This is a genomic window from Permianibacter fluminis (genome assembly GCF_013179735.1).
Taxonomy (GTDB): Bacteria; Pseudomonadota; Gammaproteobacteria; order Enterobacterales; family Permianibacteraceae; genus Permianibacter; species Permianibacter fluminis.
In genome coordinates, this window is sequence record NZ_JABMEG010000001.1 from 915719 (window position 1) to 937771 (window position 22053).

General features: G+C 59.7%; 21 protein-coding genes. 12 read left to right on the top strand and 9 right to left on the bottom strand.

Going from position 1 to position 22053, the window contains the following annotated elements; all coding sequences use genetic code 11:
• Positions 1–36: 36 nt before the first annotated feature.
• The 9 genes from HPT27_RS04030 to HPT27_RS04070 all read left to right on the top strand — a co-directional run bounded on the left by HPT27_RS04030 (position 37) and on the right by HPT27_RS04070 (position 9537).
• Complete coding sequence (locus HPT27_RS04030; RefSeq protein ID WP_172239303.1) at positions 37–933, top strand: D-alanyl-D-alanine carboxypeptidase family protein; 897 nt, start codon at positions 37–39, stop codon at positions 931–933.
• A 91-nt stretch (positions 934–1024) separates the two neighbouring features.
• A complete protein-coding gene (locus tag HPT27_RS04035) occupies positions 1025–2461 on the top strand; it encodes a tetratricopeptide repeat protein (protein WP_172239306.1) in 1437 nt (478 codons plus the stop codon).
• 349 nt (positions 2462–2810) lie between these two features.
• Entirely contained in the window at positions 2811–4220 is a 1410-nt protein-coding gene (glnA, locus tag HPT27_RS04040) for a glutamate--ammonia ligase (protein WP_172239309.1), read from the top strand.
• Between the two features lie 227 nt (positions 4221–4447).
• Positions 4448–5125 (top strand): DUF4124 domain-containing protein, encoded by a 678-nt coding sequence (locus HPT27_RS04045; RefSeq protein WP_172239312.1) that lies wholly within the window; start codon positions 4448–4450, stop codon positions 5123–5125.
• A 119-nt stretch (positions 5126–5244) separates the two neighbouring features.
• On the top strand, positions 5245–6405 hold the full coding sequence (gene glnL / locus HPT27_RS04050; RefSeq protein WP_172239315.1) for a nitrogen regulation protein NR(II): 1161 nt from the start codon (positions 5245–5247) through the stop codon (positions 6403–6405).
• Positions 6402–7865, top strand: a complete 1464-nt coding sequence (gene ntrC / locus HPT27_RS04055; protein ID WP_172239318.1) for a nitrogen regulation protein NR(I) — start codon at positions 6402–6404, stop codon at positions 7863–7865. The genes glnL and ntrC overlap by 4 nt, the downstream gene beginning before the upstream one ends.
• Before the next feature lie 51 nt (positions 7866–7916).
• Positions 7917–8381, top strand: coding sequence for a tRNA (uridine(34)/cytosine(34)/5-carboxymethylaminomethyluridine(34)-2'-O)-methyltransferase TrmL (gene trmL, locus HPT27_RS04060; protein ID WP_172239321.1), 465 nt, complete (start codon positions 7917–7919; stop codon positions 8379–8381).
• Positions 8382–8430: 49 nt separating this feature from the next.
• Positions 8431–8973, top strand: coding sequence for a methylated-DNA--[protein]-cysteine S-methyltransferase (locus HPT27_RS04065; RefSeq protein WP_172239324.1), 543 nt, complete (start codon positions 8431–8433; stop codon positions 8971–8973).
• Positions 8974–9114: 141 nt separating this feature from the next.
• Entirely contained in the window at positions 9115–9537 is a 423-nt protein-coding gene (locus HPT27_RS04070; protein ID WP_172239327.1) for a hotdog fold thioesterase, read from the top strand.
• A 52-nt stretch (positions 9538–9589) separates the two neighbouring features.
• On the opposite strand, the gene HPT27_RS04075 is transcribed toward HPT27_RS04070, so the two are convergent.
• The 9 genes from HPT27_RS04075 to HPT27_RS04115 all read right to left on the bottom strand — a co-directional run bounded on the left by HPT27_RS04075 (position 9590) and on the right by HPT27_RS04115 (position 17170).
• Entirely contained in the window at positions 9590–10270 is a 681-nt protein-coding gene (locus HPT27_RS04075) for an outer membrane beta-barrel protein (RefSeq protein WP_172239330.1), read from the bottom strand.
• A 207-nt stretch (positions 10271–10477) separates the two neighbouring features.
• Positions 10478–11488, bottom strand: a complete 1011-nt coding sequence (gene gpsA / locus HPT27_RS04080; RefSeq protein WP_172239333.1) for an NAD(P)H-dependent glycerol-3-phosphate dehydrogenase — start codon at positions 11486–11488, stop codon at positions 10478–10480.
• 18 nt (positions 11489–11506) lie between these two features.
• Complete coding sequence (gene secB / locus HPT27_RS04085; RefSeq protein ID WP_172239336.1) at positions 11507–12004, bottom strand: protein-export chaperone SecB; 498 nt, start codon at positions 12002–12004, stop codon at positions 11507–11509.
• A 34-nt stretch (positions 12005–12038) separates the two neighbouring features.
• Positions 12039–12293 (bottom strand): glutaredoxin 3, encoded by a 255-nt coding sequence (gene grxC / locus HPT27_RS04090; protein WP_172239339.1) that lies wholly within the window; start codon positions 12291–12293, stop codon positions 12039–12041.
• A gap of 10 nt (positions 12294–12303) precedes the next feature.
• The gene (locus tag HPT27_RS04095) at positions 12304–12723 is read right to left on the bottom strand and encodes a rhodanese-like domain-containing protein (RefSeq protein WP_172239342.1); all 420 of its coding nucleotides are present in this window, start codon (positions 12721–12723) and stop codon (positions 12304–12306) included.
• A 121-nt stretch (positions 12724–12844) separates the two neighbouring features.
• Complete coding sequence (locus HPT27_RS04100) at positions 12845–13267, bottom strand: NfeD family protein (protein WP_172239345.1); 423 nt, start codon at positions 13265–13267, stop codon at positions 12845–12847.
• A gap of 32 nt (positions 13268–13299) precedes the next feature.
• The gene (locus HPT27_RS04105) at positions 13300–14202 is read right to left on the bottom strand and encodes an SPFH domain-containing protein (RefSeq protein ID WP_172239348.1); all 903 of its coding nucleotides are present in this window, start codon (positions 14200–14202) and stop codon (positions 13300–13302) included.
• A 10-nt stretch (positions 14203–14212) separates the two neighbouring features.
• The gene (locus HPT27_RS04110) at positions 14213–15658 is read right to left on the bottom strand and encodes an SEL1-like repeat protein (protein ID WP_172239351.1); all 1446 of its coding nucleotides are present in this window, start codon (positions 15656–15658) and stop codon (positions 14213–14215) included.
• Between the two features lie 153 nt (positions 15659–15811).
• The gene (locus HPT27_RS04115; protein ID WP_172239354.1) at positions 15812–17170 is read right to left on the bottom strand and encodes a TonB family protein; all 1359 of its coding nucleotides are present in this window, start codon (positions 17168–17170) and stop codon (positions 15812–15814) included.
• Positions 17171–17479: 309 nt separating this feature from the next.
• On the opposite strand from HPT27_RS04115, the gene gpmI reads away from it, so the two are divergent.
• The 3 genes from gpmI to HPT27_RS04130 all read left to right on the top strand — a co-directional run bounded on the left by gpmI (position 17480) and on the right by HPT27_RS04130 (position 21996).
• Positions 17480–19012: a 2,3-bisphosphoglycerate-independent phosphoglycerate mutase gene (gene gpmI, locus HPT27_RS04120; RefSeq protein ID WP_172239357.1), complete on the top strand. Its 1533-nt coding sequence runs from the start codon at positions 17480–17482 to the stop codon at positions 19010–19012.
• Positions 19013–19222: 210 nt separating this feature from the next.
• Complete coding sequence (locus HPT27_RS04125; RefSeq protein WP_172239360.1) at positions 19223–20362, top strand: murein hydrolase activator EnvC family protein; 1140 nt, start codon at positions 19223–19225, stop codon at positions 20360–20362.
• 326 nt (positions 20363–20688) lie between these two features.
• Positions 20689–21996, top strand: a complete 1308-nt coding sequence (locus HPT27_RS04130) for a S41 family peptidase (protein ID WP_235950843.1) — start codon at positions 20689–20691, stop codon at positions 21994–21996.
• Positions 21997–22053 lie beyond the last annotated feature (57 nt).

Consider the following 22053-nt stretch of genomic DNA (forward strand, 5'->3'; position numbering starts at 1 on the left):
TATTTTTTTTCCGCACTCATTTTCTTGTGCAGCAGTGTGCTGGCGAGCTCCACACTCGGTGCAGCCGAGCTGGCTACAACTACCGTCGGCGCCGGCACTGACACCGCCGATACCACTGACACCGTAAACACCATCAAGCAAAACCTTTCCGGGCCGGAATCGACTGCCAATCCGGATCGCTTTGCCGGTTTGCACAATACCTATCCGCAAGTGGCCAAAGCCTATTACGTGCAGCTGAATCAGCGCGCCCTGTGGGGGCAGGCCATCGATGAGCGATTGCCGCCGGCCTCGCTGACCAAATTGCTGACCGCGCATGTAATCCTGAATACCCTTGAGCTGGATCGCACACTGATTGTCAGTGCCCACGCCGCCAGCATGACCGGCACTCGACTGGGTTTGCGCCGCGGCGATCACAGTTCGGTTCGGGATTTGTTGATCGGCATGCTGCTCGGTTCCGGCAATGACGCCTGTGTGGCGCTGGCCGAAGCGGCGGCCGGCAGCGAGTCGGCCTTTGTCGCCCAGATGAACACCGAAGCGAGCAAGCTGGGCTTGCAGCAAAGTCATTTCGCCAATCCCTGCGGCTTCGATGCCGCCGATCATTACAGCAGTGTCCGCGATCTGGTGACGCTGACCGAAACCGCGCTAACCCATCCGGAACTGGCGCAGTGGGTGCGGCAAAGCGAAGCCAGCATACGCATCAACGACAAACCGAAAACCATCAAGAGCAGCAATGCCCTACTCGGTCGGTTGCCGGGCGCGATTGGCGTCAAGACCGGCTTCACCCAGCGCGCCGGCAAATGCGTCATTGCACTGGTTGAGCGCGATGGTCAGCGCGTGCTGGCGGTGTTTCTGAATGCGCCGGATCGCTGGTGGGATCTGGCCGCCATCATCGAGCTGGCATTTCGGCATGCCAGATCTGAAGCGGCACGCTGAACGCATGGTCAGCGAGACTGTGCTGAAGGGGTTTTCGGCAATACGGCGGCGGCCTGATGGGTTGTGGAACGGGCAGCCGTCAAACGGGTTGTTGTCAAATTGGTCGTTGTCGAACTGGTCGCTGCCGATACTGCTGCTGCTGACCGCCGCGGCGTACCTGAACAGCTTTGCTGGCAGCTGGCAGTTTGATGATTTTGCGGTGTTGCTGCGCGACCCGCGCGTGCAGAGTCTGGCGGCTTGGTGGCAATCGCTGCCGCATATCCGACCGCTGTTCAAACTGAGTGTTGCGCTCAATCATCAGCTCGGCGGCAGCCTGCTGCTTTTCCATCTGCTCAATCTGCTGCTGCATCTCATAAACACGGTGCTGGTGTATGCGCTGTGCCGGCGATTGCTGCGCAACTTTTTGAACGCTGAAGCGCTAACGCTAAGCACGATCTTCATCACGCTGATCTTCGCCTTGCATCCGGCCCAAACCGAAGTGGTGACCTATTTATCGGGTCGCTCGGTGGCGTTGGAAGCGACCGGTGTTTTGCTCGCAGTGTGGAGTTGGTTGCACGTCATCGAACAGCCATCGTGGCGTTGGCGCGCCGTTACGCTGATCGCGGTGCTGCTGGCAGTGGCCAGCCGGGAAACCGCCATCGTCACGCCGCTGCTGCTGTGCTGGTTCAGTTTTATGGTCCGGACGAGCGCGCCCACAGCGGTCGGCGTTGCGCTTGATTCGCGCCCGGCAGCCGGGCGCTTCAGTGTGGTGATTGCCGTGCTGCTGATGCTCGTGCTGTTGGCGTTGCTGCTGTTGCTGCCGCGTTATCGCGAACTGATCGGCTTGGCGCTGCAGTGGCAAAACCTGAGTCAGCTGTTGGCAAGTCAAACGCAGGCGCTGCTGCATTTGCTGCTGGTCGCGCTTGGCTGGGCGCCGCTCAATGCCGATCCGGCCCTGATGATTGCCGAACTGGATTCGGTGCGCGGTGCAATGTCTGTGGTGGTGATTGCGGCGCTGTGTTGGCTCGGCTGGTATTGCCGCGCGCGTCAGCCCTTGGTGGCGCTGGGCATTGGCTGGGCGATGCTGTCGTGGCTGCCGACCCATAGCCTGCTGCTGCGTTACGACCCGGTAAATGATCGCCAGCTCTATCTCGCGCTGCCGGGTTTGTCGCTGGCACTGGTGGCGGGGCTGGCGGCCATGCTGAAGTGGCTGCGTGAGCGGGCGACCTTAACCAGCGCTTCCTGGCGGCAGGTGGTGCCGATGATCGTATTGCTGCTGTTCGCGCTGTTGTTGGCTAGGCAAATCTGGCAACGCAATCAGCTGTACCGGGCCGAGATCCCGTTCTGGCAGGACGTGGTGCAGAAGGCGCCGCACAATGCCCGCGGCTGGAACAACCTCGGTGTGGCGCTGGCCGACGCTGACGAGCGTGTTGCCAGCGAGCGGGCGTTTGAACAGGCCCTCGCCATTCGGCCTGGTTATGTGCAAGCCGCCGTCAACCTGAAGTTGCTGCGGGCCGGATTACCGCTGCAGGCTCCGGCAAGTGAATGAACGGATGGTTCGGTCGGCACGGCTGAGCCTTCGGTTGGCGATGGCACATCGAACCTGCAGCGATGCCTGCTTCTGCTACGCTTTAGCGCCGGTTGCGTCAGGGCCATAACGGTGCGCCAAAACGGTGCATTTATCCACACTACGTCCAAATTGGTGCATTACGGTTAAAGATTTGGCCATCCAGCCATTCGATACCGGTCTGCATCGCCGATTCCCGTTGCCGCCCATTACTGGCACAGGCTTTGCTTTTGTCAGCGCCAACAGCACGCCGTGCTTTCGGCCACGCCTGCCAACCGGGCAGGACGATCGACCGCGGCGCCGTTAACCCGATTTCTCACAGGAGCCATCCATGTCCGTCGCAAATGTCATGCAGCTGATTGCGGAAAACGACGTTAAGTTCGTTGACCTGCGTTTCACCGATACCAAGGGCAAAGAGCAGCACGTGTCGATCCCGGCCAAGCTCTGCGACGAGTCGCTGTTCCAGGACGGCAAAATGTTCGACGGCTCCTCGATCACCGGTTGGAAAGGCATCAACGAGTCGGACATGATTCTGATGCCGGATGCCACCACCGCCGTGCTCGATCCGTTCACTGAAGACAGCACCCTGATCGTCCGCTGCGACATCGTTGACCCGGCCACCATGCAAGGTTACGACCGCGACCCGCGTTCGATCGCCAAGCGCGCCGAAGCCTGGCTGAAGAGCACCGGCATTGCCGACACCGCGCTGTTTGGCCCGGAGCCGGAATTCTTCATGTTCGATGACGTCAAGTTCTACAACAAGATGAACGGCTGTGGTTACGAGCTGGATTCGGACGAAGGCGCCTGGAACACCAACAAGAGCTTCGAAGGCGGCAACAAAGGCCACCGTCCGATGGTGAAAGGCGGTTACTTCCCGGTTGCGCCGGTTGATTCCGCACAGGACATCCGTTCGCAAATGTCGCTGGTCTGCGAGCAAATGGGCCTGGTGATCGAAGCGCACCACCACGAAGTGGCGACCGGTGGCCAGAACGAACTGGCGGCCAAGTTCAACACGTTGGTGAAGAAAGCTGACGAAGTGCAGATCATGAAGTACGCGATCCACAACGTCGCGCACGCCTACGGCAAAACCGTCACCTTCATGCCGAAGCCGATGGTTGGCGACAACGGTTCGGGCATGCACGTGCACCAATCGCTGGCCAAGAACGGTCAGAACATTTTCGCTGGCAACAAATACGCCGGTCTGTCGGAAGAGGCGCTGTACTACATCGGTGGCATCATCAAGCACGCCCGCGCGCTGAATGCCATCACCAACGCTTCGACCAACAGCTACAAGCGTCTGGTGCCGGGCTTCGAAGCGCCGGTCATGCTGGCCTACTCGGCCCGTAACCGTTCGGCCTCGATTCGTATTCCGTACGTTGCCAGCGCCAAGGGCCGTCGCATTGAAGTGCGCTTCCCGGACCCGACTGCCAACCCGTACCTCGCGTTTGCCGCGATGATGATGGCCGGCGTTGACGGCATCATCAACAAGATCCACCCGGGCGATGCCGCCGACAAGGATCTGTACGATCTGCCGCCGGAAGAAGCGAAAGCCATCCCGACCGTTGCCCACTCGCTGGAAATGGCCTGCGATGCGCTCGAAGCCGATTGCGAGTTCCTGACCCGTGGCGGCGTGTTCTCGAAAGACTTCATCGACAGCTACCTGACCATCAAGCGCGCCGAAGCCAAGCGCGTTGCGATGGCGGTGCACCCGCTGGAAATGGAGTTGTACTACTCGGTGTGAGTGCTGGCCAATTACGTCGGCCATCAACCGAACAAAGCCGCCCGCTGGGCGGCTTTGTTATTTGTGCGGTCAGGAAAGTCGCGCAGTGGCCTCGCTCGGTACAGCCGGATCACAGACTACGGTGGCGGCCTCGACGGTGCCCGCAGCACAGCGTCCGGACCGCCAATGCAGTATCCTGCGGCAAACGGCGGTCGAAGCCTTGCTTTGGGCGGAGAAGAGGAAATTCCATGGCTCGTTATTTGTTGCTTGCCGGTCTGGCTTGTTTCGGCATGGCGCTGCTGCCAGTCGCACCGGCGGCCGAATTGTACAAATGCAAGGGCGACAACGGCGAAACCGTGTTTTCCGATCAGCCCTGTGCGGGCGGGGAAACCTTGCCGCTGCGGGAGACACCGACCTTTGAGGCCCTGCCAAAACCGACGCCGTTGCCGCCGACCAGCGCGGCCGGCAAGCCAAAGCAGCAGGTAATCAACTACAAGCTCGCCATCAGCAAGCCTGCCGCGGAAGAGGTCATTCGCGACAATGAAGGCCGGATCGGCGTCGAGGGTTCAGTTTCACCGATGATGGACGAAGACCACCGGGTCCGATTATTGCTGGATGGCAAGCAGGTAGGAGAACTGGCGCAAGCGCCAAGTTGGACCCTGGACGAAGTAGACCGCGGCGAACACACGTTGGTGATCGAGGTGGTGCACAAATCGTCGGGCAAAGTCTTCGCCAGCAGCCCCAGCAGCAAGTTCATGCTGTTCCGGACCTCGGCGGGGCAGACGCCCAACGGTGCCGGTGGCGTGCCGACAGCGACAGGGTATGCCAATGGCGCCAGCTGGCCCGGTTCGGGTATGGCACCGCAGCCCGGCGACCCGGCACCACCCGCGCCGACCAAGCCGACGCACACGGGACCTCGAAAATAGGACCCCGAAAATAAGGGCGCCGCGGAAATAAGCGTGGCATGCACCGAACAGATGCACCAATTTTGTGCAATAGTCGACTGCGCCGCTACAATGCGGCGCAGTGCATTTTGGGAACGCTGATGATGAATGCCGAGGCCTTGCTCGACAGCCTGACCACCGCCGTGCTGCAACTCGATGCCGAGACCCGGCTGGTTGCGGTCAACAGCGCGGCCGAAAACCTGTTCGGCCACAGCCGGCGACGTCTGCTCGGCACCGAGCTCGGTCATTGGCTGCCCAGCCCGCAGCCCGCGCTCGAACTGCTGCAGCGCGCCCACAAGGAGCAGCGTACCTGCCACGGTCACGACCTGATGCTGGCCCTGCCGTTTGCCGCCACCGCGCGCATCGAGGTGTTGGTGACACCGCTGCCGGACGGCTGGCTGCTGGAGCTGCGGCCACTCGATGACAGCCAGCGTCGACACAACGAAACCGAACGGGCCCGCCAGCAACAGGAGCTGCACGAACTGCTGCGGGCGCTGGCGCACGAGATCAAGAATCCGCTGGCCGGATTGCGCGGCGCCGCCCAGTTGCTGGCCCGCGAGCTGGTCAGCCAGCAAGGTGAGCGCGACGGCAGCGAGCCAGCGCTGACCGATTACACCGATCTGATCCAGCGCGAGGCCGACCGTTTGCGGGCGCTGGTTGACCGCCTGTTGCTGCCGGCGCGCACCCTGACCAAACAACCGTTGAACATTCACTCGGTGTTGGAACAGGTCTTGCAAATTGTCAGGCTGACTTTACCGGCGGGTGTGCAACTGCAACGCGATTACGACCCCAGCCTGCCGGATCTGGTGGCCAACGCCGACGCCTTGCATCAGGTGATGTTGAACCTGCTGCAGAACGCCGCTGATGCCATTGGCGAACAGGGCCGTATCAGTTTGCGTACCCGCGCTGAACATGGCGTCACGCTCGGTTCGGTGCGCTGGAAACTGGTGCTGCGACTGGATGTGATCGACAACGGCGCCGGCGTTCCGGCGGACCTGCGGGACCGGATTTTCTTGCCACTGGTTACCGGCAAGGCGCACGGCACCGGTTTGGGCCTCAGCATCGCCCAAACCCTGGTGCAGCAGCATGACGGTTTGCTCGAGTGCAGCAGCGAACCGGGCAATACCGTTTTCACGGTTTGGCTACCGTGGCGGGACCCGAACAAACCGGAACCGCGTGCCAGTGCCAATCCGAACAGCATTGCGAGCAATATTTCGAACAGCAACCCGAACAACAAACCGAACAAGACGGAACCGGCATGACTGACAGCAACACAGTTCTGATTCTTGACGATGACGACAGCATCCGCTGGGTGTTGGACCGGGCGCTGCGCGCCGCTGGCTACCAAACCCGTCTCTGTGCCGATGTCCCGGAAGCGCGCGAGTTGCTGGCGCGCGAACCCATCCAGTTGGTGTTATCTGATATCCGGATGCCCAGCGGTGATGGCGTGGCGTTTCTGCGCGAAATCAAAGCGACCCAGCCGCTTCTGCCGGTGGTGTTGATTACCGCGCACGCCGATCTGTCGAGTGCGGTGCAGTCATTTGATTCTGGCGCCTTCGAGTTTGTCGCCAAGCCGTTTGATCTCGACGAATTGCTGGTGATCGTCGGTCGCGCCGTGCAGCAAACTGCCATCAGCAAACCACTGGCCACCGCGACGGAAGCCGCAGAGCTGATCGGTCGGTCACCGGCCATGCAGGCGGTATTCCGCGCCATCGGTCGCTTGGCTCGAACCAAATTCACGGTGCTGCTGATCGGCGAATCCGGGACTGGCAAAGAGCGCGTTGCGCGCGCCCTGCACGAACACAGTCCACGCGCCGGTAAGCCGTTTGTCGCGCTCAACATGGCCGCGATTCCGCAGGAGCTGATCGAGTCGGAATTGTTCGGTTATGAAAAGGGGGCGTTCACCGGCGCAGCCAATCGCACCGCCGGCCGCTTCGAACAGGCTGAGGGCGGCACGCTGTTCCTTGATGAAATCGGAGACATGCCGCTGCCCGCGCAAACGCGCTTGCTGCGCGTGTTGTCGGATGGCGGCTACTTCCGGGTCGGCGGCAAGGAGCTGTTGCAATCCGATGTCCGGGTGATCGCCGCAACCCACCAGGATCTGCAGGCATTGGTCAAAGCTGGCCGCTTCCGCGAGGATCTCTTTCACCGGCTCAATGTGGTTCGTATCGATCTGCCGCCGCTGCGCGCGCGCGCCGAAGATATCGAACTGCTCGCCGAGAATTTTCTGCAACAGGCGGCGCTCGAAGCCGGTCTGCCACGGAAGATTCTTAGTGCTGAAACGCTGCTGCGCTTGCGCCAGTTTCCGTGGCCGGGCAACGTCCGCCAGCTGGAAAACCTCTGCCGTTACCTGACCGTGATGGCGCCGGCCGAACAGATTCAGCCGAGCGATCTGCCTGATGACCTCGGCCACGAAGCCGAGCCGGCTGCCGTGCTGGCGCCGAATCGGGAAGCCTGGCCGCTGGCGCTGCGCAACGAAGTGCTGACGGCGGCCCGGCAACAGGATGCGGCCAAGGTTCAGGCGCTGGCCGCAACGCTGGAACAATTGCTGGTCGAAACCGTGCTTGAAGCGACCAACGGTCATCGTCAGGATGCTGCCTACCTGCTCGGCTGGGGTCGCAATACACTGACCCGTTATCTGAAAACGGTCGAGGCCGGCGACGCTGCTGACAACACGGCGGCAGCCAGTTCACTGACGGAGCCTTCCCGTCGCAAAGCCTGACTCGTACACTGGCGCCGCTGTCGCGCCGCCAGTGTTGTCCCGAGTGTCCCCATGCTGCATATCGTGCTGTTCAATCCGGAAATCCCGCCCAATACCGGCAACGTGATCCGGCTCTGCGCCAACACCGGCTTTCAGCTGCACTTGATCGAGCCGCTCGGTTTCGTGATGGAAGACAAGAAGCTGCGCCGTGCCGGCCTCGATTACCACGAGTGGGCAAGCGTAAACGTGCATGACAATTGGCAGGCCTTCATCGACGCGGTGCAACCGGCGCGCATCTTCGCCTGTGAAACCACCGGCCAGTGTCGGCACGTCGATGCCCGCTTCGCTGTCGGTGACGCCTTGGTGTTCGGGCCGGAAACCGGCGCAGTGCCGGCAGAGTTGATGTCGGCTCTGCCGCCGGAACAAACGCTGCGCTTGCCGATGCGACCGGGTCAGCGCAGTCTCAATCTGTCCAACGCCGTTGCCGTGATCGCGTTCGAAGCCTGGCGACAACTGGAATTTTCCGGCGCGAGCTGAGTGCGCGCCCTAGCGTGCTTTGCGTGCGGAAACATAACGGGGAATTTGCATGTCGGAAATTGCCATCCAGCAGATGCGCAGTCGCATCGGTGATGTGATCATCGGTGCGTTCAATGGCGCAATCTGTCTGCTGGATTTCCGCTATCGCAAACAGCGCGAGCAAATTGACCGGCGTATTCAAGCGGGCTTGCAAGCGCGTTTTGTCGAACGTAGCGAGCCGTTGCTGGTGCAGGCTATGGCGCAGCTGGAGCAGTTCCTGCGTGGTGAGCGCCGGTCATTTTCGTTGCCGCTGCGACCGGTTGGCACGGAACTGCAGCAGCGCGTCTGGGCCGCGCTGGCCCAGATCGAATACGGCCACACGACGAGCTATCGGCAACTGGCGCAACAGCTCGGTGTGAGTGAAGCGACAGTTGCCAGTGCTAGCGGCGCCAACGCCTTGGCATTGTGTGTGCCCTGTCATCGGCTGTTGGGTGAACGCGGCGAGCTAATCGGCTATGGTGGCGGCCAGGCGATCAAACAGCGCCTGCTGCGACTGGAGCAGTCTGTGTGCACGCCAAATCCGATCACGCTGGACTTGTTTCCAATCGGTTGAGCGGTGAATCGAGCAAGCGGTCGAACGGTCCGCTAGTGTTTAGCGCTAGCGTCGTTCTGCCGGGCTGTCGTTAGCATGATGTGCGCCTCCGACACTGAGTCAGTAGAATTCGCGCACGACATAGCGCAATGAGGTGATGAAATGAAAATTTGGCACGGTGAGCCGAGTCTGCAAAGTATTGTGGCACGTAATGCCAAGTCGATGGTCGAGCATCTTGGCATCGAGTTTGTGGCACTGACCGACAACAGCCTCAGTGCGCGAATGCCGGTTGACCAGCGCACCCGCCAGCCATTCGGCTTGCTGCATGGCGGTGCTAACGTGGTTCTGGCTGAAACGCTCGGTAGCGTTGCCGGCAACCTCGTGGTCCCGGATGACAAGATGGTGGTCGGGGTCGAAATCAATGCCAACCATTTGCGGGCGGTGCGCGACGGTTTTGTGACCGGTACGACCACGCCGGTGCATCTGGGGCGTAGCACCCAGGTCTGGGATATCCGTATCGAAGATGCAGATGGCAAACTGAGCTGCGTCTCGCGACTGACGCTGGCGGTTGTACCAAAAGGCTGAGGCTACCGAAAAAAAAGCCGGCGGAATCGCCGGCTTTTTTAAAGACGGTCAATTAACGGAACGAGAACCGGAAATAGGCCCCGTAATAATTACGCTCCAGATCGCTGACATCAAAGCTTTCTTGACGCACTTCGGCACCGACGCCGATGCTTGGCGTGAAATTGACTTGCACTGACAGGTTACGCCAGTCGGCGACGTAATCAAAAACCCGTTCGCGACGGAAATTCAGATCAAATTCAACGCTGTCGGTGGGCTGGAGGCGCAGACCGACGCGCAACTGGCTGCCCCAATCGTCGTCCTCGTCATCGTTGTCATCGTAACCGCCATCGTCATCGACGGTATACGAATCACTGAGCAACGACACATCGCCATAGAACATCAACATGTCACCAGCGGCAAAGCGCAGGCCGGCGCCAGCGGTCATGGTAACTTCGGTGACGCTACTTTCCGAGTGGTAGCAACTCCCGCTGAAACAGCCGCGGTCGTCGTACTCATGAATCGCAGATTCAATCATTGCCGGCAAATAGAAATGCTCGCCAAAGCCGACGCTGCCACGTACCCGGAAGGTGGTGTAATCACTTTCGGAGCGCAGGTAATCACCATCGCCGAAATCGATCCGTTCGCTGTCAGTACCGCCGAAAAGGCCTGCTTCGACATAGGTAAAACGGATATCACTGGCCATTGCCTGCGCGGACAGCAGGGCAAGACCAACTACGGATACAGCTTTGAACATGAGACGTTCCTGTCTGAAATCAAATGCCGGAAATGGCGCGGCGATTGTTCCGACGAGGTAGGTGGCTGTCAATGGTGAGCACATGCTTTCTGACAATTGCGCTTGTCAGGGCACGGAACTGTATCGATTTGTAGCGGCGTTGCAGTGATGGATGCGCAGCAAATGATGGTGAAAATGCGGTATCGGCGACCGCTCGGGTAACGCGAATCAGCTACTGGATTCGTCGCGCATTTCCCGCATCAGCAATTCTTTGGCGGCGACGCGAGGGTCGATGCCGTCGTGCAGAATGCGGTAGATCTGTTCGCTGATCGGCATTTCGATGCCGAGCTTGCGCGCAAGCAGTACCACTTCCTCGGCATTGCTGGCAGCTTCGACCACTTGACCAATTTCAGCTTGCGCCTGCGCTGGCGTTTTACCTTGGCCAAGCGCCAGACCAAACCGGCGATTGCGCGATTGATTGTCGGTGCAGGTCAGAATCAAATCGCCCAAACCGGCCATGCCATAAAATGTTTCGGGCTTGCCGCCCAGCGCCAAACCGAGCCGGGTGATCTCGGCGAGGCCGCGTGTGATTAGTGCGGTTCTGGCATTGGCACCAAAACCCAAACCGTCACACATGCCGGCACCGACCGCCAACACGTTCTTTACCGCGCCACCGACCTGCACGCCGATCATGTCGTCGGACAAATAGACCCGGAAGCGATCACTGTGCAGGCGTGTGGCAAGTTCGGTGCGAAACGTGATGTCGTTGGCTGCCAGCGTGATGGCGGTAGGCAGGCCAGCGGCCAATTCCTTGGCGAAACTGGGCCCGGACAGAACCGCCTGTGGCGTGCTGGCAGAAAATTCGTCGGTGACGACCGATGACAGCAGCGCTTGCGCGCCGTGTTCAAAACCTTTGGTTGCCCAGACGATGCGAACATTGCTCGCTGTCAGCGGCTTCAGCAGCTGCAAACTGGCACGAAAGGCGTGGCTTGGTACGGCGACCATGACGTCGCGGACGTCATGCAGTGCCAGCGCCAGGTCAGCGGTTGCTGACAATGTATCGGGAAACGGAATGCCGGGCAGGTAGCGGGCATTTTCGCGGGCCGACTGCAGCTTGTGCATTTCGTCGGCATTGCGACCCCAGAGTCGGGTGTCGTTGCCGAGTCGGGCCAAATGCAAGGCAAGCGCCGTGCCCCAGGAACCGGCGCCGAGTACTGCTATCGGAGTCGAGCGGGGCACGAGCGTCGTGGCAGGCAATTACTGAACGGTTGAAGCTTCGGCACTGTTGCCAGCTTGCGCCTGCTCAGCTTCGCGTTGCAGCTGCATTGCGAAAATCTGGTCGAAGTTGACCGGGGCGAGATGCAGCGCCGGGAAGCCACCTTGACCGATTGCGGCCGCAATCACTTGGCGTGCGTACGGGAACAGCAGGCTCGGTGTGTAAGCGGTCAGGGCGTGACGCAATTGCATGCCTTCGACGCCAGAAATCGTGAACACGCCGGCTTGCTGCACCTCGCACACGAACGCGACCTTGTCGCCGCTCTTGCACTCGACATTGATGACCAGAATAACTTCATAATTGTTGTCATCAAGCTTGCGAGCCTTGCTGTTCAACTGAACTGCATAATTCGGCTCGAACGCGGTCTGGAACAGTTCCGGGGTGTTCGGCGCTTCGAACGACAGATCCTTCAGGTAGACGCGGCCAAGGTTCAGGCTCGGTTGCTGGGCATTGGTTGCGCCCTGGATTTCTTCTGCCATGTTTTACTTCCTTTAATTATTTGCCTGCATCAACTTACGCGGACAGCAGGGGTTGCAATTTGCCTGCGCGATGCAAGGCGTACAAATCATCACAGCCGCCGACAGGCTGGCCATTGATGAAAATCTGCGGCACGGTGCGACGACCGCTGCGGCTCATCATTTCGTCACGTCGAGCCGGATCGGTATCGACCCGAATTTCCTGATAGCTGGCGCCGAGACTGTCCAGCAACTGCTTGGCACGCACGCAGTACGGGCAAACGGCAGTGGTGAACATTTCAATTGCGGCCATCGCTACCTCATTACTTCTTGCTGATCGGCAGGTTCTCAGCAGTCCAGGCCTGCATCCCGTTGCCGAGCCGGAAAAGCTGGGCGAACCCCTGCTTCTTCAACTGCTTGCAGGCGTTGACGGCAGTCATGCCTTGGGCACACACCACGATTACCGGGCGCTCTTTGTAACGCTCCAGTTCCTTGTCCATGCTGTCGAGCTTCGACAACGGCGCCGAAACGGCCCCAACGATATGGCCCTTGTTGAAATCGGCCAAGGGGCGGATATCGAGCACCACACCGTCTTGCCGATTGACCAGGGTGGTCAGTTGCTGCGGGCCGATGGCCTTGCCGCCGCCAGCGCTGCTGAACGAGGCAATCACCAACATCAGCAGGGTCAACCAGGCAACGCTTAAATAGGGGTGGTTCGTGAAGAGTTCAACTACGATTTGCATGACAGACCGATCGGACGCGCTCCCGGGCGGGCTGCCCGGGGCAAAAAAGAGGGCCGATTATACAGAACCGACCCGTTTAGGCGATCACCCTCGGCAAGCGGCCTCAGCCCCGGCCGCCCCATCAGCTGACGGGGCGAACCATCACCCGGGACCCCAGTACCGAAACCACCTCAACCTCGGTGCCTGCCGGCAGCTCAGGGCCTTGGGCGGTCCAGCGGGTGTCATCGATAAAGATCTCACCGCCCTCGGCGGTCAGTGCCGTTTGCAGCCGGGTGCGCCGACCCACCAGGGCATCGCTGCGCCGATTCAGGGTGGCCGAGCCTTCCCCTTCCTTGCTCGCATACCAGCGCCGGCCAACCACGACGCTGATCACGGACAACAGCGCGAACAAGGTCGCCAGCGCCTGCCATGGCAGCGGCAGCAATAACGCCACGAGCCCGGTAAGCAGCGCGGCAATGCCAAAAAACATCAGGTAAAAGCCAGGCGCCACCATTTCGATGGCAAACAACAGCAAGCCAACCGCCAACCAATACCAGTTCTGCATGATGTCATTCCTCAAACGGTGAGCAGACAGACTCAGTTCTTGACCGTCTTGAACAGCTCGGAAATGCCGCCGAGCGCACCAATGACATTGCCGGCTTCCAGCGGCATCAACACCAGCTTCTCGTTCGGCGAAGTCGCGATCTGGCCGAGCGCCTCGACATACTTCTGGGCGATAAAGTAATTGATGGCGCGCGAGTCACCTTTGCCGATGGCTTCCGACACCATTCGGGTCGCATTGGCTTCCGCTTCGGCCAGCCGCTCACGGGCTTCCGCTTGCCGGAACGCGGCTTCCTTCTGCCCTTCGGCTTGCAGGATCTGGCCCTGCTTCATGCCTTCGGCTTTCAGAATTTCCGATTGCCGTAGTCCTTCCGCTTCCAGAATCTGCGCGCGCTTGATCCGCTCCGCTTTCATCTGCTGCGCCATTGCGTTGACCAGATCCTGCGGCGGCACGATATCGCGCACTTCAATGCGGGTGATCTTGACGCCCCAGGGATTGGTCGCGTGGTCGACAATGCGCAGAATCTGGGCATTGATCTGATCGCGCTTGGACAGCATCTCGTCCAGATCCATGCCGCCCAATACCGTGCGCAAGTTGGTCATGGTCAGGTTCTGCATCGCCATCTGCAGATGGTTGATCTCGTAAGTCGCCTGGGCCGCATCGGTGATTTGATAGAAGCAGACCGCATCAATAGTGACGGTGGCGTTGTCGCGCGAGATCACCGACTGCTGCGGAATATCCAGCACCTGCTCCATCATGTTCACCTTCGCGCCGACCCGCTCAAACACCGGTGTAATGAAATGCAGGCCGGGTTGCAGCGTCCGTACATATTTGCCGAAGCGCTCGATGGTGTATTCATAGCCCTGACGCACCGACTTCACCCCGGTGGTGACCAGTATCACGGCAAAAACCAGCAGACCAAAAACAACGGTTTCCATGTCTTGCTCCTTACAGCCCAGCGGTGGAAGGTAGTGCCTTTTTTCGATAAGCGGCCAGCGCCTGTTCTCGTGCAGGCAAGGCAAACTCTAGTTCGGTAGCGATACTGACTACCTGTTCCTGATATTTTACTGCGCTGTCAAAACCGCCCGACAAAGCCGACAATCGAGCATAGGCTTCCAGCAATGCAATATCGTCGGTATCGGTGAACGGCGGCAAATAGCTACGTGCCTCGGCGGCGTTTTCGGAGCCCTGCTCCAGTAGTGCCAGCGCGTATTGCAGTTGCGCCCGCTTATGACCACCATCCGCCGCCACCTTCAGCCACTTCAGGCTCTTCTCTTTCTGCTGCGCAACATCGCCACCAATGTCGAGTTTTTGTGCCAACAACCAAGCCGAGTCGGCATTACCCTGCTGAGCTGAAACCGTCAACCAGAAAATACCCTTACTGGTGTCCTTTTCACAACGGTCGCCAGTCAATAACTTGCTGGCTAATTTATATTGTCCACGTGAGTCGCCGTTGATGGCGCTTTGCAGGAACAGTTTTTCGCTATACTGATCAAGTTCTTTTTGCCGCTTTTGGCCTGTGATGAGTTCGGTTTTAATTACATTTGCCAACTCATATTGTGCTTTACCATCGCCGGCTTCAGCGAGCGGAGTCAGTTCTGTCAATTTTGCTTTGGTTTTCTTCGGGTCAATCGCCGCAATTGCGCCACTATTACCTTCATCCAACCGGTAATCCAAACAGTATCTGGCTTGCATTTCTCGCAACTGCTCATTGGCCGGAAGGAGAAACTCCCAGTCTTTCACTGCCGCCAAACTGCTCTTTTCGAAGAGTGAACGAAACAGACGACTGTCCGAATCCCTCTTTGTCAATTCTCTGATGCCACTTTCATAAACTCGCGCCCGCTGTGGACGACCCTTGACATCAATGTAGAAATTCAAGCAAGCATAACCGGTGACACCTGCTTGCGCGGCCGCCATCGGATATCGGGGGGCTTTTGTTCGCACGGGCTGTGCCGGACTGTCTCCCGATACGGTGCAATCCGCCTGTCGATCAGCAACAACAGGCAGTAAATGCGCCGTAATCGCTTGTTGACCAAACTTGCTTTGCAATTCATTCGCCAACTCTCTCGCACGTTTCATGGACGCTTCATCGAGTTTGGTGGCAAAAACGTCACGCAATTTGGGGGCATGTTCTGTATCTTGTTCGGCCGCCAGATCTGCCCAGGCCCAAGCATCGACTGGACTTTTGTCGACATGCTCGCCGCGCGCATACATCACTGCCAGATTGCGTTGGGATGGCGCATCGCCGAGTTCAGCCAAGCGACGAAATTCGGCGTAAGCAACATCAAACTGCTTCTGCTCGTAAGCGGTCATGGCGCTACTGAAGTCGGCGAGAGCCGGAGTCGCGCAGCCGAGAACGAGGCCGAAAAAGAAAACGGGATGGCGTAAACGCATGAGTTCCAGTCCTTGAACCGTGGAAACGGCCGCCAACTTGCCTGTCGGCGGCGGTTGTTGTCAATGCGGCGGCGTCAATGCTTCAACACGGCACCGCATTAACGCAAAAAACAGCCGGAGCAAAACGGCTCGCTGTCTAAAAGACCTGCTAGCTCAATGCGCCGGTAGCGGCGGCAATTGTTCATTTTCGACGGCTTTCAACGCGGCCTGCCGACGCTCGGTTGTCAAGCCGATGTCGGTCGCCAGATCGAGCGCGTCGTCGGCATCATCCTGCGCTGCGCTGAAATCGCCGGTCAGGGCGTAACCATAGGCAAGCCAGTCCAGTACATGGATGTGCCAATCGGTCGGCAGCTTCTTCAGCAGTGCCAAGGCTGCTGTAGCGTTCTGGCCCGCGCCGGGTTTCAATTGCTGCTTGGCGACCCGCAACATCGCCAACGCGTTGCCGGCATCAGCCGCCTGTTGCAGCCATTCGCTCTGCTGAGGCGCAGACATGGCCAACTGTTTGTCGCCTTCGAACCACAGCGCCGCGATGTGTTTGGCTGGTGCGTAATCCTGTGCGATGGCCAGCTGTAACCAGTGTGCGGCCTTTGCTCGATCGCTGACACAGCCGGCACCGCGCATCAAGCGCGACGCCAGTTCGGTTTGTGCTTCGGCGGCGCCAGTCAGCGCCGCTTGCAGCCACGCCTCCGTGACGGCTTGGGTTTCGACCCGGTTGGTGACCGTGCGTTCGCTGTTGCTGAAATCGCGAGCCAGTTCCATGGTGGAGCGGGCTTCGCCTTTGCGGACTTTCGCTCGCTGTTGCTCGACTTGCTCGGCCGGGCGCCAAGTCTTGTCGTCTTCAATCAGGAAATCGATGCAATGGCCTACCCGCTGTTCGCTCGGTTCCGGCTCAAAACGCCAGTCGGCCAGCAGTTTTTCAGCTGCCGCAACCAGAATGCCATTTCCCTTGCTGTCATAACGGCGCACGTCCAATGGTTTGCCGGCACTGTCAACATAGAAGCTTACGCAAGCATAACCTTGGTCGTTCTTCTCCTTGGCGCGCTCTGGGTAGACCACGGGAAGTTGTTGTCGAATCCGGGCCGCTGGGACCTGCAAATCAAATACAGAAGCTTCGTTGCCACTGACTAGCGGATATAGCTCGCGCTTGACGCTGTCGATGCCATATTTGACCCGATAGCCCTGCAAGCGGGTTTCGGCCTGCGGTTTCATCGCGGCGGGCAGACTGGCGGCAATGGCCTCGCGAATCTTGCTGGCAGTGGCATCGCCCTGTTCGGCCGCCAGACTGGCCCAGGCATAGGCTTCGAGCAAATCGACCGGGCCGCCTTCGCCGCGGGCATGCATCGAGGCCAGCGCGCGCTGGGCCTGCGGGTCGGCCAGTTCAGCAACTTGCTGGAAGGCCGCGCGGGCGGCCGGGAAATCCTTGCGGGAATAAGCACCAACACCGGTGCTGTAATCAGCGAGCGCAGGCAGTGCGCAGAGGGACAGACAAATCAGGGCGGAGCGGCTAAACATCGGGGCCTCGCGAGGGGTATGACAGGGGAAGACTCCGTTCTTGCCTGACAAGGGTTAATCGGGCCTGCTGCAAACCGGGTCAGGCCAACCGGTAAACGGTGCCGTCCCGACAGCGGAAAGTCAAAGAATCTTGCGCTTTGTCACACTTTTGTCGTGCGCTGGCCGGGGTCCAAGACCGGGTTCGGGCTGGCGCAGTGGCGACACAGCGCCAGCAACCCTTGCCGGACGGAAAAATTCATTGGCCATTTGGGCCACTTGCCAGCTGGTCGATACAATGCCTGGCTATCGTCAATGACAGGATTTGCCGCAATGCCGAACCGCCCGAAACCCATGGTCCTGATTGTGCTGGATGGCTGGGGTCATCGTGAAAACCCGGCGGACAATGCCATTTGGGCGGCGGCGAAACCGAATTGGGACCGGCTCTGGGCCGAATGCCCGAAAATGCTGATCTCCGGCTCTGGTGAGGACGTTGGCTTGCCGGACGGCCAGTTCGGCAATTCCGAGGTCGGTCATATCAATCTGGGCGCTGGCCGGGTGGTCTATCAGGAGCTGACCCGCATCACCAAAGCGATACGCGACGGCGATTTTTTCAGCAATCCGGAACTGACCCAGGCCATCGACCGCGCTGTTACGGCCGGCCGCGCCGTGCACCTGATGGGCTTGCTGAGCCCGGGCGGCGTGCACAGCCATGAAGAGCACATTTTCGCGGCGGTGAAGCTAGCCGCTCAGCGCGGCGCCAAGGCGATTTATGTCCACGCGTTTCTCGATGGCCGCGACACGCCGCCGCAAAGTGCGGCTGCGTCACTGAAAGCCCTGGACGGCGTTTGCGCGCAGTATCCGGGCGCGCGGATTGCGAGTGTGTGTGGCCGCTACTTTGCAATGGATCGCGACAAGCGCTGGGAGCGCGTGCAAAGCGCCTACGATCTGCTGGCCCGTGGCATTGCGCCGTTCCATTTCCCGACCGCGCTGGCGGCATTGGAAGCCGCTTATGCGCGCAAGGAAACCGACGAATTTGTCCAGGCCAGCGGCATTGGCGACGCGGTGACCATGCAAGACGGTGACGCCCTGCTGTTCCTGAACTTTCGCGCCGACCGGGCCCGCCAGCTGTCGCGCGCGTTTGTCGATGAGGCATTCACCGGCTTCGAACGGCTTGCGCGGCCGAAACTGAATTTTGTTCAACTGACGCAATATGCGGCTGACATCCCGGCACCGGTGGCTTACAAACCGGAATCACTGAGCAATACTCTCGGTCAGTGGTTGCAGGACCACGAGCTGACCCAGCTGCGCATCGCCGAAACGGAAAAATATGCCCACGTGACATTCTTCTTTAACGGCGGCGTCGAGCAGACCTTTGTCAGTGAAGAGCGCATCATGGTGCAGTCGCCGCAGGTCGCTACCTACGACTTGCAGCCGGAAATGAGCGCGGCCGAAGTGACCGATAAAATGGTCGAGGCGATTACCCAGCAAAAATACGACGTGATCATCTGCAATTACGCCAATGCCGACATGGTTGGCCACACCGGCAATTTCGCCGCCGCCAAGCGCGCGATCGAAGCGCTGGATGTTTGTCTGGGCCGGGTGGTCGCTGCCTTGCGTCAGGTTGGTGGCGAAGCGCTGATCACCGCGGACCACGGCAACGCTGAACAAATGCACGATCACGAGGTCAACCAGCCGCACACCCAGCACACCACTGATCCGGTGCCGCTGGTGTATGTTGGCCGCGCTGCCGAGCCCGTCATCAGCGATGGCGTACTGTCAGATGTAGCGCCGACCCTGCTCTACCTGATGGGCTTGCCGGCGCCGGCAGAAATGACTGGTCGACCGTTGTTCCGGTTGAAGTAAACCGGTGCTGTGCGCTTTTCCCAACGATAAAAAATCTTGCTGCCAGCGCAACTGGCAGCAATGCCCCTTTCACTGCCAAGCGACCGCGCCCATTTGACTATCGCCGCCCGAATGATCTGTTTTGTTCAGCATGGCCGGCTGCCTCTTGCCACGGCATGGCTGTCGTCACTTCAATTGCCAAATCGTTTGTCACGCCGATGGCCACTTCTGTTGCCGCTGCTCTTGTTGCTGGTCGCCATGCCGCTGTCGACATCGGTGGCAACCGCTGCCGACAAGGCTGGCACCGAAGCGCAATTGAAAGAATTGCGCAGCCGCATCGAAACCCTGCGCAGCCAGCAGGAGCAGCGCCGTCGTAGCGAAAGTGCAGCGCGCGCCGAACTCGCTGACATCGAAACCCGGATGGGCCTGACCAGCCGGGCGTTGAAAGGCACGCGGGAAGAGCTGGCCACAGCGCGTGATCGACTGAAAAATCTCAATCAGGAACGCAGCAACTACCGGCAACAGCGTGATCGCTCCGCCAAGGCCCTGAAGCAGCAATTGCGCACGGCCTTCATGTCCGGACAACAGGAATACCTGAAGCTGTTGCTGAATCAACAGGACCCGGCCCGGTTCGGCCGGACCATGACCTATTACAGCTATCTCAATCGCGCCCGCGGCGAGCAATTGAAGACCCTGGCCTGGGCCATTGGTCATCTGGTCGGTGTCGAAGAAAAAATCACCGCGCAAATTACTGCGCTGCGCAAACTGGAAGAAAGTCAGGAAGCCGAGCGCAAACGGCTGGCTGGTCTGCAGCGGCAACGCGAACGCAGTCTGCGTCAGGTCGAAAGCGAAATTGCCGGCGATGAAAAGAAAATTGCCGCCTTGCTGCTGGACGAAAAAGAGTTGGGCCAGTTGCTGGACCGCATTGAAACCGTGGTGCGGGACGTGCCGGTACGGTTGCCCAAAGGCGCCGGCTTTGCCCAGCTGAAAGGCAAGCTGGGCTGGCCGGCACGCGGTGATTTTCTGCAGCAGTTTGGTGATACCCGCCACGAAGGCCGATTGCGCTGGAACGGTGTGCTGATACAGGCGCCGGAAGGGCGGGAGGTCAATGCGATCTTTCACGGCCGCGTGGTGTTCTCGGACTGGCTGCGCGGTTTCGGCCTGATGACCATTGTCGACCACGGTGATGGCTACATGAGTCTGTATGGTTATAACCAGTCACTGCTGAAACAAGTGGGTGATTGGGTTGAAGCCGGTGAACCGCTGGCAACCGTCGGCAACAGCGGTGGCCAACAAGGCTCGGCGCTGTATTTTGAAATCCGCCATCAAGGCAAGGCCATTGATCCGCGACAGTGGTGCAAGAAAGGCTGAGCGTCAGCGCTGCAGCGTTCACTGGGTAATGGCGGTGTCGGCAATATCACCGTGTTGTCGGAATGAAACGGGCGTAATCTGGTCAGAACGCCTGGAAACAGGTTTCGGCACCAGTGTGTGAAAGCGGATTGGGCTATGCTGAATCGAGTCTTGCTGGATCGAGCTGTGCTGAACCGAGCATAGCCGCGCTGAATCGAGTGCCGTGCGGAATCGAGTTCAGTTGTTTTCGGGCCAGCCCATTTCAGGCTTGCCCGTTTCGGGCCGGGATTTTTAAACGGGTTTATTTTCCAGGGATAGGGGCGTTAAAAGCGCCGACAGGAGGCTGTATGTATCTGTCCACTTCGTATCAAATGGTGCGTCCGCGTGTGTTGCTGCCACTGCTGTTCGGCTTGGCGTTCAGCGGCGCAGCCATGGCGAACAGTGAAGCGCCCGACAACGCCACGCTACCACTTACCGAGTTGCAGGCATTGACCGACGCGCTGGCACGCATCAAGGCCAATTACGTTGAACCGGTTGATGACAAGCAATTGCTCGAAGGCGCCATCGCCGGCATGTTGGCCACGCTGGATCCTCACTCGTCCTATTTGCCGGGCAAAGATCTGCAGCGACTGACTGAAATGACTCGCGGTGAATACAGCGGCGTCGGTCTGGAAGTGGCGCCGGAAAATGGTCAGTTCCGGGTCATCACCGCAATGGATGACAGTCCGGCGCAAAAAGCCGGCGTGCGCAGCGGCGATCTGCTGCTGCGCATCGACAGCGAGCTGACTCGCGGTCTGAAAATGGAAGATATCGTCAATCGTTTGCGCGGCGACGCCGGCAGCAAGGTCACGGTGCAACTGGCTCGTGAAGGCAGCGCCCAACCGATTGAGCTGGTGCTGGTGCGTGACAATATCCAGACCGCCAGCGTTCGTCAGGAATTGCTCGACAACGGCATTGGTTATCTGCGACTCAGTCAGTTTCAACAGGACAGCGGCATTGAAGTCATCAATGCTTTGCAAAAGCTCAAGACCAGCAACAAGGGCGCACTGCGCGGCTTGATTTTTGATTTGCGCAATAATCCTGGCGGCGTGCTCGGTGCTGCCGCTGCAGTTGCCGATGCCTTTCTGACCGATGGCGTCATCGTTTCGACCAAGGGTCGGGTCAGTGGCAGCAACAGCGAACTGCGCGCCCGCCCGGATGATCTGCTCGACGGCGCACCGATGGTGGTGCTGATCAACAACGGCTCGGCATCGGCAGCGGAAATCGTCGCCGGCGCACTGCAGGACAATCATCGCGCGATTCTGGTCGGCAGTCGCAGCTTCGGCAAAGGCTCGGTGCAGACGGTGCAGAAAATCAGTGGTGACGGCGCCATCAAGCTGACCACCGCTCGTTATTACACGCCATCGGGTCGCTCGATTCAGGCCTCCGGGATCGAACCGGATGTGCCAGTCGCAGCCGGCAAATTGGTCGCCGATGCGCCGCGCCCGAGCGTGCGGGAAGCCGATTTGCCGCACGCCTTGCGCAACCAGCAAGCAGACGGCAATGCAGCGACCACGGTCGCCGTGACTTCGGTCAATGGCCGCGACATTGCGGAAGATATCCAGCTGGCAACCGCCATCAATTTGCTGCGCGGCCTGGCGGTGCTGCAGAAGTGAGTTGCGTTGCGTCAGGCGCTTCGGCCGTACACCAGCATTCTCTCTGCCGAGTGGATT